The following is a 13534-nucleotide window of genomic DNA, read 5'->3' on the forward strand; positions in this document are numbered from 1 at the left end:
AAAAACGGCTTAGTGTCCTAAGCCGTTTTTAATTCATACTCTTTCTGACGATTAATTCCGCGCCCACATATAAAGTTTTTACCGTCTTTCTCTTGTCCTGCACTTGTTCAAGCAGCAATTGAACAGCGTTTTTACATAATTCATGTATATCAATATGAAACGTCGTCAGAGGAGGTGAGACATACTTCGCGAAGCTGATGTTGTTGATACTCACAACACTTACCCTGTTCGGTATGGCAATTCCTTTTTCGTTCAGGGCTTGCAGACAGCCCACTGCAATCGGGTCCGCTGCGATCATAAAAGCAGTCGGAAGCTGGTCGCCTAATGTCTCGATCGCCGCTGACATCAGGCGGTAGCCGTTTTCTACAGAGAATCCGCGATGACAGAAAATATACCGCTCGTCCAGCATGCCTTTTTCCCTCATATAGGATCTGAAGGTTTCTTCACGGATGTCCATTTCATCCTGGTTGGTGTTCGGATTTTTGTATGTGCCGCCGATAAAGCCGATGCTTTTATGTCCCTTCTCAGCCAGGATGTTTACCGTCTTCCTTGTCATTTGTGCTAAGTCAGGCCTTACCGAGTCAAAATAATCGGGATCAGGAGTTGAATCGATAAAGACGCCGTTTTCAGTGAGATTTCTAAGGAAAGCCAGCTCTTCATCTGAAAATGTGCCGACGGCAATAAATCCTTCCGTATGTTCAGGAATGCACTCAATTCCATCTGATATTTTATAAGTGGTCATATCGATATTGAATGCTTTCGCCAGTTTCTCTATTTCCAATCTCATCGTTTTAAAATAGACATCTTCCAATTCTTCTTTATCTGTCAGCCAATATAAAAACGCAATATGTTTCACCAGTGGCCTTACTGTTTTTTTGCGGTAATTGAGTTTCTCCGCCGCTTCATAGATTTTCTCCCGTGTCTCATCAGGAACAGAAAGGCTTTCATCGTTATTTAAAACGCGGGAAACGGTTGAGATTGAAAATCCCGCTTCCTGCGCAATATCTTTAATTGTCGCCATTGCATCTGCCTCCATTATGCAGCTCGCATTCATTTTAGTAAAATATTTTACTTTCTTTTTCAAAAATGTCAAGCGTACAAAGCCCCTGGCTGCCTCATGTAAAAAGACTGAACCATTTGCGGCTCAGTCTCAGTTGTTCGTATCATCCGGAACCGGCAGAATTGCCCGGGAAATGAGTTGGTTATTGCACATTTTCCTCGAAATATCCCGAAAGCACATCTTCCACATTCGTCAAGTGCGCCAGCATGGCGGCTTCCGCCTGTGCACCGTTCCCGGCAGCCACGGCATTGTAAATCCGTTCGTGCTCCTCATACAGCCGCTGAACTGAGGTCTTCTTGGAAAACAGCCAGATTTTCCGCGTTTCTCTCATTGTTTCCAGCAGCAATGATGATACGTGATTCATCAAGTGTTTAAGAAGTTCATTTTGAGAAGCGTCCGCAAGCGCCAGATGAAATGCAAAATCTGCTTTCTCTCCCAACTCCCCGTCTGCTTCAATGCTCCCCATTTCCTTTAGTGCATCATGAATTCTTTCGAGATCTGCTTCTGTCCTTTTTTCAGCAGCTAATGACGCCACGCCGAGTTCAAGCAGTTTTCTGACCTCGAGCAGCTGCTTGACGTCCTCTTTTTTCATAAGAAGGGCGGCTGAGAGCGGCTGAGAAATTTGATTGAGCTCAAATTCCTTCAGGTACGTGCCTTCCCCCTGTTTCATTTCGACAAGCCCCATCGCTTTTAGCGCAGAAAGTGCTTCTCGAACCGCTGAACGGCTGACTTGAAAGCTCTCAGCAAGCGCCTGAACAGAGTCCAGTTTATCTCCAGGCTTCAATTCGCCGTTTTTGATCATATCTAATAGTGCATCCGCTACTTCTTCATATATTTTTTTTGTTTTAATCTGTTTGTATTTCAATGCAATTCACCCCGTAACTTGTAGGTCTGGCTGTTTACGATCTATTATACTCTGTTTTATGGGCAGCCAAAAGATTTTGACTATTTTGTCAAAAAGTCTTGTACTTTGATTTTTTTCAAAATATAATGCTAGGTAACTGGTCTTATTACCCAGTCATCAGATGATCATATCATCTATAGAAACCGCTTACACACAACGCCAGTTTATGTTTCAAGGAGGGGTTTGGGATGCAATGGACACAGGCATATACGCCTATAGGGGGAAATTTGCTTTTATCAGCGCTTGCCGCACTTGTACCGATTATTTTCTTTTTTTGGGCACTCGCGATTAAACGGATGAAGGGGTATACAGCGGGCTTGGCCACATTGGGGATCGCCCTTGTCATTGCTGTATTGGTTTATCGGATGCCTGCGGAAAAAGCGCTGATGTCGGCGACACAAGGAGCCGTATACGGCATATTGCCGATTGGCTGGATCATTGTGACGTCTGTTTTTTTGTATAAAATCACTGTGAAAACGGGGCAGTTTGATATCATTCGCAGTTCGGTTCTCTCGATTACTGATGACCGACGGCTTCAAGCCCTCTTGATCGCTTTTTCATTCGGGGCTTTTTTAGAAGGGGCAGCAGGCTTCGGAGCGCCTGTCGCCATTTCTGCCGCGCTTTTGGTCGGTCTCGGCTTTAATCCTCTTTATGCGGCGGGGATCTGTTTGATCGCCAATACGGCGCCTGTCGCCTTTGGCGCAATTGGGATTCCAATTACAGCCGTAGAAGGGCCGACAGGGATTCCGGCGATGGAGATTTCGCAAATGGTCGGGCGGCAGCTGCCGTTTTTATCCGTATTTATTCCTCTTTATTTAATCATCATTATGAGCGGGTTCAGGAAAGCCTTGGAGGTCTGGCCGGCGATTCTCGTATCCGGTGTTTCCTTTGCTGTTGTTCAATATCTCAGTTCCAATTTTTTAGGGCCTGAGCTGCCTGATGTTTTGTCAGCGCTTGTTTCAATGGCTGCGCTTGCTGTGTTTTTGAAATGGTGGAAGCCGAAAACAACATTCCGGTTTGCCGGTGAACAGGAATCGGCCGCCGCGATTGAAACGGCGCGAACGAATCCGACAGCGCCTGCGTACAGCGGCGGACAGATTTTCAAGGCTTGGTCGCCATTTCTGCTGCTGACGGTGATGATTTCCGTATGGGGCATTCCATCTGTCAAATCCGCGCTGACCGGGCATTATGAAGGCTCTGCTGTGTTCTTGACATGGCTGAATGCTGTTGGGGAAAAACTGACTTTTGCCCCTGGTGTGCCTTTTTTGAACAATCAGATTGCCAATGCTGACGGTACGCCGATTGAAGCGGTTTACAAGCTTGACGTGCTCGGTTCAGCCGGCACCGCCATCTTGATTGCCGCTGTGCTGTCAAAATTCATCACGGCAATTTCGTGGAAAGACTGGGGAGCCGTTTTTAAAGAAACAATCCAAGAGTTGAAGCTTCCGATTTTGACCATCGCATCTGTGGTTGGTTTTGCCTATGTCACAAACTCCTCAGGAATGAGCACGACACTCGGGATGACACTCGCGCTGACGGGTTCGATGTTTACCTTCTTTTCGCCTGTTCTCGGCTGGCTCGGCGTCTTCATTACCGGCTCGGATACTTCTGCCAACCTGCTGTTCGGCAACCTGCAGAAAGTCACCGCGTTATCGGTCGGCATGGACCCTGTTCTGTCTGTCGCCGCCAACTCTTCAGGCGGTGTCACAGGAAAAATGATTTCGCCGCAGTCGATTGCGGTGGCATGCGCGGCGGTAGGACTCGCCGGAAAGGAGTCAGATCTTTTCCGCTTTACCATTAAACACAGTCTGTTTTTGCTGCTGCTCGTTTGTATCATCACCTTTTTGCAGCATCATGTGTTCAGCTGGATGATTCCTTAAAAAAACCTCCCAACACGGGAGGTTTTTATTTATACCGTTTTCTCGCTGCCGAAGACGGAATGTTCATTTGATCGCGGTATTTAGCCACGGTGCGTCTCGAGATTTGGATGCCGTGCTGTTCATATAGCAATTCGGCAAGCTTTTGATCTGAGAGCGGTTTTGTTTTGTCCTCTTGATTGATCAGGTCTTCAAGATGCATTTTGACTGCATAATTCGACGCATCTCCATCTCCTGAAGCCTCGGCTTTTGCTGAGAAAAAGAGTTTCATCTCAAACAGCCCGTAAGGCGTTTGGATCGTTTTCCCTTTAATGGCCCGGCTCACAGTTGATTCATGAAGGCTTAAGCAGTCTGCTATCTCCCTGAGAGTCAGCGGTTTCATTGCGCTTCGCCCTTTCAGAAAGAAATCCTTTTGGCGTGTGATCAGCTCATTGATTATCCTCGTGATGGTCTGTTTTCGCTGTCGTAGCGCGCGGCTCAGCCAGCGCCATTCCTGATATTTCGCGGATAAATAAGAGACAGTATCCTGACAGGAGCCGGATGATAAAAGCGTACTGTACTGCGGATGCAGATCGATTTCGGGAAACGAGCGGGTATTCAGCTCCGCTGCAATGTGCCCGTTTTTTACGGTGATAAAAATGTCAGGCTCGATATACACATCTTGCTCTGGCCGGGCAAACAGAAGACCCGGTCTTGGATGAAGAGCCGCTATATCATCTGAGATATCCTGAATGGTATCAAGCGGAATTCCAGTCTCCACTGAAAGCGCTTTCCACTTTTTTTGCGCAAAAGCATCAAAATGAGCAGAAACAAGCATTTCCGCGTGTTCATTTCTGTTCGGCAGCCGCTGTAATTGAAGAAGGATGCATTCCTGCAAAGATCTCGCGCCGATTCCAGCCGGCTCTAGTGACTGGAGTTTTGCCAAAACAGCCTCTGTTTCGTTGGCCGATACAGATAAGCGCTGTGCCGCCTCCTCCACATCTTCTTCCAAGTATCCGTTTGAATCAAGCGAATAAATCAGATAATTAAAAATCTTTTTTTCAGTGTTTGACAGATTCATATCGAGTGACTGCTGTTTTAACGCATCCTGCAATGTTTTTTGCGGATCACTTAATTGAAGGCCCGCTTCCTGTGCATTCATCCTGTTTTTATTTGTTTTATGGTAAGATAGTGGCGGTGTGTCTGTTTCCTTTCGTTCAATAAGAGGGTTTTCCAGTGAGAGCTCATCAATGTACTCGGCAAGCTCTGCCGAATGATAGCCAAGCAGCGTGATGGCCTGCCTGAGCTCCTGTGTCAGTTGAGGCTTTAATACTTGTACTTGCTGAAGTTTCATATCCATCTTGCTCACTCCCCTTTCTTCATTGTACATGATTGAGATCACACCGTATACATTTATGAAAAAGGAGCTGCCAAAGAAATGTCTGAACTTTTTTCCGTCCCTTATTTTATTGAGAATTTAAAACAGCATATTGAAATGAATCAGTCTGAGGATAAAATCCACGCGATGAACAGCTACTACCGTTCCGTCGTCTCAACGCTCGTGCAAGACCAGCTGACGAAAAACGCTGTCGTCCTGAAACGGATTCAGCATTTAGATGAAGCATACAACAAAGTCAAACGTGGAGAATCAAAATAAACCTTCCGCTCACACGTGAGCAGGAAGGTTTTCCTTCTTTGAGGCGTCATGGATGAGCCGGGTGCTTGGCACTCCTTCCATCCAGGTATGAAAGTAATTGGCGTTTTTCCCATAGGAATTATCAATGACCGTGTTTTCTTTTTGAAGAAGAGAAGACAAGATGTGGCCGTGCAGCCTTGATGTTTCCACCGATTTGTAACGGCTGAAAAACCGAATGGCTTTTTTGACGATGTAATCCGAGTATTTTCCCCATATATACGCAATAGGCAAAGGGTTGCCCGCTTTTTTGTTCAGGACGTTGAGCGTTTGCAGAAAAGCGATCGTCCGGCGGTCTGAAGCTGACAGGACCGTGCGCCAGTCGTAGCTCTCCGCTTTTGCGTGTTCCTGAAGCTCCTGGTTTGCTTCATGATCTGTTCGGATAAATCTCAGCTTTTGATTAGACGGCTGCTGCGTGGGAATGACGGGAAACAGCTGATGAGCCATATCAGGCAGAAGCTGAATGTGATTTCTTGAAAAATAAGCCTGTGCCGTAGCATAGGAGGCTTTTTCCCTTGTCATGATGTGGAGATTCGCATGCTTAGAAAATATCTCCGCCGTCCGCTTGAGGTTGTCTTTGTTTTGAAAATAAATCGATTGCGGCAGGATCACAATTTTGTGGTTTGGATAGGTTTGGATAATTTTCTCTCTAAAGCCTTGATAATACGGATACAGATCCCCGAAGTTTCCGCCTCCCTGGCAGACGATGATAAGATTAGGGTCCAGCTTTCGCCCGACTGGAAAATTGTCGGGATTCCAGCGTTTTCTGACCCGAATCCCGTGTTCTTGAAAGAAGGCTTCTGTTCCTTTCATAATAAATAAATCCCCTACATTCCCATATAGAGGATAGTCCGCATATACGATCTCAGATTGTTTCGGAATGACGTCGAGCAGCCCGGACAATTTCTGTTTGAGGCTGATCATCGAATGCTTGCTGTCCATTTCTTCACCTCGGCATTTTGGAATAAGTGCAGTAGCACGTCAATGACCCGATCTTGCTCATCTTCTGTCATATTTGACCCGGATGGGAGACAGATCCCTTGCTTGAAAAGCTCTTCGCATACGCTTCCTGTATCTTCATGGGAATAAAACAAAGCAGGATCGAACAGCGGCTGGGTATGGAGCGGCTTCCACAGCGGACGGGCTTCAATGTTTTCTTCAGCAAGATGTTGAACTACGTCATAGGGGCTGAGCCCGTTATCAAGCGTGAGCGTGGTGAGCCAGCGATTGGATATGCCTGCTGCGTACTCCGGCATAAAGCGGACGCCGTCTAAGTGACCGAGCGCATTTTTGTATCTCGTGAAAATGGTCCTTCTTTTCTCTACGCGCTCATCCAGCACCTCAAGCTGAGCAATGCCGACACCGGCTAAAATATTGCTCAGCCTGTAATTATGCCCCATTTCACTGTGCTGATAATGAACAGCCGGCTCTCGAGCCTGCGACGCGAGAAATCTTGCTTTTTCCATTGCGGCTTCATCATTTGAAACGAGCATCCCTCCGCCTGATGTGGTGATGATTTTGTTCCCGTTAAATGAATAAATGCCGAAGCGCCCGAATGTCCCGCTTTGCTTCCCTTTGTAGACTGTTCCGAGAGATTCGGCTGCGTCCTCAATGACAGGAACTCCGTATGCATCACACAGGCTTACAATGTCATCCATTTTCGCGCTCTGCCCATATAGATTGACGGCAATAACGGCTTTTGGCAGAGTTCCGTTTCTTTTCGCTTCCTGCAATGCTCTTTCAAGGGCTTTCGGCGACATATTCCATGTGTCAGGCTCAGAATCAATAAAGACGGGCACCGCTTTTTCATATAAAATCGGATTGGCGGTTGCTACAAATGTGAAGGACTGGCAAAACACGCTTTCTCCTTCTTTTACGTCAAGCAAACGCAGCGCCAGATGAATCGCAGCCGTTCCAGAGCTGACCGCAGCTGCTGCTTTTACACCGACGCGTTCTGCCAGCTGTTCTTCAAATAAATTCACGAGCGGCCCAAGCGGCGCGATCCAGTTTGAGCGAAAGGCTTCCGAAATATAGTGCTGCTCCCTGCCGCTCATGTGAGGGGGAGATAAGTAGATTTTTTTATGCATAGAATCATCCTTTGTTTGATGTTTGAATGGAAGAAATGATGCGTGCCGGTGCCCCGGCCGCCGTTACCCTATCCGGTATGGAACGGATTACCGCAGAGCCGGCGCCGACAATGCTCCAAGCCCCGATTGTGATCTGCGGTATGACGGACGCACCGGTTCCAACGTGAGCGCCTTCCTGAACGGAAACCGCTCCTGACAGTGTGACACGCGGGGACAGATGAACGTAATCGCTGATTTGATTGTCATGCTCTGCCACTGCGCCCGTATTGATGATGCAGTGGGCGCCGATTCGCGCATCCGCCTGAATGATTGCGCCCGCCATAATCACTGTCCCTTCCCCGATAGCAGCCGATTTGCTGATAATGGCTGACGGGTGAATCAATGTAATAAAATCATCTTTCTTCAGTCCCAGTCGTTCAGTCAGCTGTTTTCTGACACTGTTATTTCCAACAGCAATCAAAAACAGCACATCGGGAATGAGCCTGCGCAATTCACTAATAGCTTCCGGCGGGCCTGTGTACCATTCTTTTCCGCCTTCGAACGTTTTGAATTTATCATCCAGCACCGCGGCTAAACGCGTATCTGCGCGGGCGTTAATCAGCTCTCTGATCACCTTTCCGTGTCCGCCGTCACCCACAATGGCCACGTTTTTCATGAGGACACATCTCCGCTTCCGGTAAACCGTTCCGCGGTCACATGATTGGTTTGCTGAATCCCTTCTGAAACAAGAACCTTTCGCACCGTCAAACATAGAATTTTCAAATCGAGAAAAAATGATCGGTTGTCAACGTACCAAACATCTAATTCAAATTTCTTTTCCCAGGAAATCGCGTTTCTGCCATTGATTTGCGCCCAGCCTGTGATACCCGGCTTCACCTCATGGCGCCGGGCCTGTTTTTCTGTATAAAGGGGCAGATAGTCCATCAAAAGCGGCCGCGGCCCGACAAGGCTGAGATCGCCCTTCAGAACATTCAGAAGCTGCGGAAGCTCATCAATGCTTAGCTTTCTGATCAGCCTGCCTGTTTTCGTCAGCCTAACTTCATCGGGCAGCAGATTTCCTTCACTGTCCCGTTCATCCGTCATTGTCCGGAACTTATACAGGGTGAACGGTTTGCCGTGCAGGCCCGGCCTTACTTGCTTAAAGAAGACAGGTGATCCTATTTTCAGCCTGACAACGGCGATGGTGAACAGAATGATCACACTCGTACAGCACAACAAAAAAATGGCGGCCGTCAGATCAAAAAGTCGTTTCAGGATCAAAGATTCACAGCTCCTTTCGTTTTTCGAAACCGTTTTAGTACCAGCTGTCTTTCCTCTTTTGTACAAACGAGCATAAAAGCGAAAACAGCGTAGCAGAAGCTGACTGTCACTCCCGTCGCTATCAGTGACGTCCAGCCGTCAATCTTCACAACAAATTGCATGGCCTTACAGACCGTCCAGGCAAACACAGCGGCTGAAAGAGGCCCGATGATGCCTTTAAAGAACACGTGCTTTTTACAGCCTGTAATGCGGGATACAAAAAGCGGCGTGAAGACGGCATTTTTTAAAATAAGGGAAATCGCCCCGGCCAATGTTATGCCGTACAGACCGAGATGAGCCGGCCCGCTCAGCGTGACGGCCAGCACCACATTCACTGCGCCTAACAGCAGGGTAACAATCGCCGGTGTTTTTTGTTGATTAAAAGCGGTCCAAATATAAAACAGCGGCATAAAGGCGAGGCTGATCACCAAGTATCCGGCATGAATAAATAAAAGCGGTGCTATCGACGAAAAGGACGGTCCGAGCCAGATTGTCAGAAAAGGCCCCGCCAACCCGCCCAATAAGGCAGCAGGAAGTGCAAGCAAAAGGCCATTCAGCCTCACTGCCTTATTGGCGTAATTCATCAATCCGTCCATATCGCCTTTTGAATAATATGAAGTCATGATAGGCGCAAACAGGGATGCGACCGTTCCTGCCAAGCTGCGCAAAAGCAGCGGAAACTGGATAATCGCCGCGTATTTCCCGGATGCGGACGCTCCAAGCATCAAATTGGCGGTTAACAGATCAATCTGCAAAAAAAGCAGGACGCCGATTTGATTGACGGAGCTCCATGCGCCCGCTTGAAACAGCTCCTTGCTTGTGCGGAATGAAAGATCCTTCATACGGAACGAAAACCATGGAATCAGCTTTTTAAAGAAATAGAAAGACAGCACAGACGCGATGACAGCACCAGCTAAAGCGGCAAGCTGGATCTGCCAGATTTTTGGCGCAAAGCATGCAAACAGGAGCAGCACAGACAGCACGCGTACAAGCATTTGCACCGCCTGAATGGAACTGGTGATGTAAAGGCGGTTGGCATAAAATGGTGCAGCCCCGAAACCAGCCGTCAGAAACGTTAAGATAAACAGCAGACTGCCGATCAAAATCGACACACGCACATCAGCCAAAAGCGCTTGCGGCACATTCATGACGCGGTCAACAAAAAAAGCCGAGCCCGCAAGCGGCAGCAAGAGAAGCAATGAAATCAAAACAGAGGCCGCTAAATAATTGCTGATATACGCATTTGCTTTCTCCCGCTCTCCCCTGTGGGCAGCAACAGAAAAGAAGCGAACGACAACCGAGCTGAGAGCCACGGTGATAATCGAAAAGTAATTAATCACATTTTGTGTCAAGTGAACAAAGCCGAACGCTTCCACACCGAGCGTTTTGACAATAAAAGGCGTCATCCAAACCGACAGGAAAACAGACAAGAGAAAAGCCGTGAGATTCGCGCTGAAGTTTATCGTGAATTTCATGCCTGCTTCGCACTGCCTTTCATCGTCCCCCGCTGCTCGAAAAACAGCTTGATGAGAAAAGTGAGCCGCCATTTACACAGTGCTAATATCAAACGCTCTCCTCTTAATAATTTCTCATGCTGAAACGGTGTATGTCTGACAGCCTGCCGCACCATGTCATAGGACAAAATCTGTCTGATCTTCTTTTTGATGTCTTTCGGCGAATTCGGAGAAGCACAGGCATTTGCCAAAAGCATCGGAAGCTGGTGCCTGCAAATGTACACATTCAAATCTTCTTGGCATGCGCCTGCTAAGCCATAGTGATTGTAGAATGCGATTTTAGCCTGATATTGTTTTTGAAGATGTTCATCCATCGCCGGCTTATAAGGAACTTCTGTCAGGCTGTTCGGGTTTTCACGATAAATGTAGAATCCTTCATCAAGCATTTTCACCCGCTCCGCTTCGCGAAAAGCGGACAAATTGAAGGGAGAGTCTTCAGCAAAACGGATGTCTTCCTCAAACATCAGGTTCGCCCTATCAAAAAGCTCACGGCGGTAAAGATAACGCCATACATACCAGATAAATCTCGTTTCGTGAGCATATTTAAGCCATTCAGTCATTTCTTTTTTTGTCAGCACGCGGTTTGCCTCGAGCTGCGGCGCCACATATGTCCGCCTGTCCGGTGACTGCTTGTAAAAACCGCATCCGGCGATGTCGAGCCGATTTTGCTCCGCTTCTTCAGCCAGTCTCTGGAACATGGCGGATGATACATAATCGTCTCCGTCGACAAAGCCGATGTAAGTGCCCCGCGCGGCCTTTATTCCCGTATTTCGCGCTGAACTAAGCCCGCCGTTTGCCTGATGAATGACCCGGATTCTCGCATCCCGTTTTGCATAGTCCTCTGCAATTTCGCCTGACCGATCCGGTGTTCCGTCATTCACGAGGATGATTTCAATATCAGAAAGCGTTTGGCAACGCAAAGAATCAATGCACTCCCCTATAAATGGTTCAACATTATACATCGGGACAATAATGCTGACGAGCGGGGTCATTGCGCTTCACCGCTGATTTTGTCACGCAGACCTTTAAAATACACATCTCTCGGAAAGCCGGCACGGGGTGTTTCTTTTGTTAAAAGCTCATTGACTGCGGCTGTTACACGCTCCGGCTCCGGATGTTCAATCAGCTTCATGAATGGGATGTCTTTGAGCCATTGATAGCCTTCCATCACCTTATGGTCAAAGGAGCGAATAACAACACACGGTGTTCCTGTCAGCGCGCAAAAAATCATGCCATGAAGCCTGTCTGTGACGACGGCTTCTGCGCTTTGCAGCTTAGACCACAGTGCTTCAAGCTCTTGTTCCCGTGTATCGCGGCTGACTCGGCGCCCAATCGTTGTCGTAAAGGATTTGATCTCGCCGAATTCCTCATATAGCGCAGCCTTGACCCGGATTCTCTGATCCTCCTGAAGCACGCTTTCCTGGTCCTCGCGCAAACACATATAAACCCCTTCGCGCTCTGCGGGGGCCTTGCTTCTGTCTAAATACAGCACCATATCCGGCTGCTTCAGAATTGTTTTTTCTTGAAAATGCTGTTTCATAAATTGATACGTTGTTTCATCCCGTGCCATCAGCAACAGGCCCGGGTGCGAATTATAAATTTTCTGTGCCCGCTTCAGCTCTTTGCGCCCTTTTTTCGTGTCGGAAAAATGAGCCGTTGCCGGAAGCTGGACAACCCGATAGTCATGAAATGTTTTAATGATGAAGCGGCGCGTCCACTCCTCATAACGGTATAAATCCCCCATGTTTCCGCCGCCGATGATAAAGACCATATCCTCCGGATGGCGCGAGCGGATCAGGTTTTTTGCTGATTTGTAAATGTCCTTCATATCGACCTCGATGATGTCAAAGTCCGGGTATTCTTGCTCAAGAAATGTCTTGCTGGCATAAGCAATTGCGTGATCTCCCAAATTATCATGTGACGGCAGCAGGGTCAGTATGATTTTTTTCTGATGTGCTGCGGCCTTTACCGGCTGGTCTGCCGCTCCCAGCCAATATTGGGACGGGTATTTGACCTTAAGCAGCAGCCATTCTGCAAAATTAATTTTCAACGATTGTAACGACATGTCCTCACCCTCTGTTTCTCATTTTGTACTCGATCACCCGCTGATACACAGCCGATGCCATCGCGACGAACGGAATCATTCTGTATTTCGCCATCAGAAGCAGGCATGACCGTTTTGCGTCAAAAGGCGCTGTTCCCGTTTTTGAAAGACTTTCTTGAAACACCGGGTCCGCGCATATCACGCCAACATTTCTAAGCTTTTCAAACAGCCGGCGGCTGCCGCTCGTTTTCCATTCATTCAGCATACAGATGCTGCTGTGAAGAACGATAAAGGTATCAAGCTCCTTGCGGTACTCCTCCAGTTTGTTGTTCTCCTGTAAAAACGCCGCATTCGCCTCATACAGCGCAAGCCCTGATTCAAACAGTTTTTTCTGATAGCGCTGCACAATGGAGGAAAGGTGAATTCGGTAATGATAGAGCGGCGCTTTTACATAGGATACCGAGCGGGCGAAAAAATGAGCCCTGAAGCTGAAAAACTGATCCTCGACATGCTCCAGCTCGCCTCGGAGCGGAAACGACAGCCGATGGGCTTCAATCATGCTTCTTCTGTACAGTTTGTTCCATGAAAACCCTCTGACCTTCCCTTCGAATAATGCCTTGATATAATGCTCCTTCGGCTGATCCTGATAGGTTTGGGCAATGTCTGAGTCCATGGTTTTGCCAGTGTCCTCAAACTCTGCGGCGTAATTGCAAATGACCAGATCAGTTTCATCGCCTGCTGCCCGGAGCATCTGCTCGCAATAATCAGGCTCGATCCAATCGTCTGAATCGATAAACGCGATAAATTCGCCGCGTGCAGCTTCAATGCCTTTATTCCGAACCGCACCGAGCCCCTGGTTTTCCTGATGAATCACCTTAAACCTGTTGTCCATTTTGGCGTATTCTTCCGCGATATCCGGGCTGGCGTCAGCTGAACCGTCATTGACGATGATGATTTCAATATTGTCCACTGTCTGGTTCCGCAGTGATTCGAGACACGTTCTGATATATGTTTCTGTGTTATAAACAGCGACTAACAGACTAACCGCAGGTGTTTCCATAATGACCGGCTCCTCGT

Annotated in this window: 13 protein-coding genes; 2 read left to right on the forward strand and 11 right to left on the reverse strand. The window is 47.8% G+C overall.

Annotated features, from left to right (window positions below; all coding sequences use genetic code 11):
• Positions 1 to 28: 28 nt before the first annotated feature.
• On the reverse strand, positions 29 to 1021 hold the full coding sequence (gene ganR, locus MY9_RS17210; protein ID WP_041521535.1) for a galactan degradation operon transcriptional regulator GanR: 993 nt from the start codon (positions 1019 to 1021) through the stop codon (positions 29 to 31).
• Between the two features lie 181 nt (positions 1022 to 1202).
• Positions 1203 to 1925, reverse strand: a complete 723-nt coding sequence (gene lutR / locus MY9_RS17215) for an L-lactate utilization/bacilysin biosynthesis transcriptional regulator LutR (RefSeq protein WP_014665441.1) — start codon at positions 1923 to 1925, stop codon at positions 1203 to 1205.
• Positions 1926 to 2152: 227 nt separating this feature from the next.
• Here lutR and lutP point away from each other — a divergent pair, with 227 nt between their 5' ends.
• Positions 2153 to 3844: an L-lactate permease LutP gene (gene lutP / locus MY9_RS17220; protein ID WP_014665442.1), complete on the forward strand. Its 1692-nt coding sequence runs from the start codon at positions 2153 to 2155 to the stop codon at positions 3842 to 3844.
• Between the two features lie 25 nt (positions 3845 to 3869).
• Here lutP and rpoN read toward each other — a convergent pair whose 3' ends face one another.
• Positions 3870 to 5180, reverse strand: a complete 1311-nt coding sequence (rpoN, locus tag MY9_RS17225) for an RNA polymerase factor sigma-54 (protein WP_014665443.1) — start codon at positions 5178 to 5180, stop codon at positions 3870 to 3872.
• A 78-nt stretch (positions 5181 to 5258) separates the two neighbouring features.
• Between rpoN and yvfG the strand changes: the two genes are divergently transcribed.
• A complete protein-coding gene (gene yvfG / locus MY9_RS17230) occupies positions 5259 to 5477 on the forward strand; it encodes a protein YvfG (protein WP_003219905.1) in 219 nt (72 codons plus the stop codon).
• A 9-nt stretch (positions 5478 to 5486) separates the two neighbouring features.
• Here the strand turns inward: yvfG and MY9_RS17235 are convergent, their stop codons facing one another.
• From MY9_RS17235 to MY9_RS17270, 8 genes are read right to left on the reverse strand one after another with little or no spacing between them, the layout of a single operon-like run.
• Positions 5487 to 6455 (reverse strand): polysaccharide pyruvyl transferase family protein, encoded by a 969-nt coding sequence (locus MY9_RS17235; RefSeq protein WP_014665444.1) that lies wholly within the window; start codon positions 6453 to 6455, stop codon positions 5487 to 5489.
• The gene (locus tag MY9_RS17240) at positions 6434 to 7600 is read right to left on the reverse strand and encodes a DegT/DnrJ/EryC1/StrS family aminotransferase (protein ID WP_014665445.1); all 1167 of its coding nucleotides are present in this window, start codon (positions 7598 to 7600) and stop codon (positions 6434 to 6436) included. Before MY9_RS17240 ends, MY9_RS17235 begins: the two co-directional genes overlap by 22 nt.
• Before the next feature lie 4 nt (positions 7601 to 7604).
• Complete coding sequence (locus MY9_RS17245; protein ID WP_014665446.1) at positions 7605 to 8255, reverse strand: acetyltransferase; 651 nt, start codon at positions 8253 to 8255, stop codon at positions 7605 to 7607.
• Complete coding sequence (locus tag MY9_RS17250; RefSeq protein WP_014480945.1) at positions 8252 to 8860, reverse strand: sugar transferase; 609 nt, start codon at positions 8858 to 8860, stop codon at positions 8252 to 8254. Before MY9_RS17250 ends, MY9_RS17245 begins: the two co-directional genes overlap by 4 nt.
• Positions 8857 to 10374: an MATE family efflux transporter gene (locus tag MY9_RS17255; protein WP_014665447.1), complete on the reverse strand. Its 1518-nt coding sequence runs from the start codon at positions 10372 to 10374 to the stop codon at positions 8857 to 8859. Before MY9_RS17255 ends, MY9_RS17250 begins: the two co-directional genes overlap by 4 nt.
• The gene (locus tag MY9_RS17260) at positions 10371 to 11405 is read right to left on the reverse strand and encodes a glycosyltransferase (RefSeq protein ID WP_014665448.1); all 1035 of its coding nucleotides are present in this window, start codon (positions 11403 to 11405) and stop codon (positions 10371 to 10373) included. Before MY9_RS17260 ends, MY9_RS17255 begins: the two co-directional genes overlap by 4 nt.
• Entirely contained in the window at positions 11402 to 12478 is a 1077-nt protein-coding gene (locus MY9_RS17265) for a polysaccharide pyruvyl transferase family protein (protein ID WP_014665449.1), read from the reverse strand. The genes MY9_RS17260 and MY9_RS17265 overlap by 4 nt, the downstream gene beginning before the upstream one ends.
• A gap of 4 nt (positions 12479 to 12482) precedes the next feature.
• Positions 12483 to 13517 (reverse strand): glycosyltransferase family 2 protein, encoded by a 1035-nt coding sequence (locus tag MY9_RS17270; protein WP_014665450.1) that lies wholly within the window; start codon positions 13515 to 13517, stop codon positions 12483 to 12485.
• Positions 13518 to 13534 lie beyond the last annotated feature (17 nt).

Source organism: Bacillus sp. JS (genome assembly GCF_000259365.1).
GTDB classification, from domain to species: domain Bacteria; phylum Bacillota; class Bacilli; order Bacillales; family Bacillaceae; genus Bacillus; species Bacillus stercoris.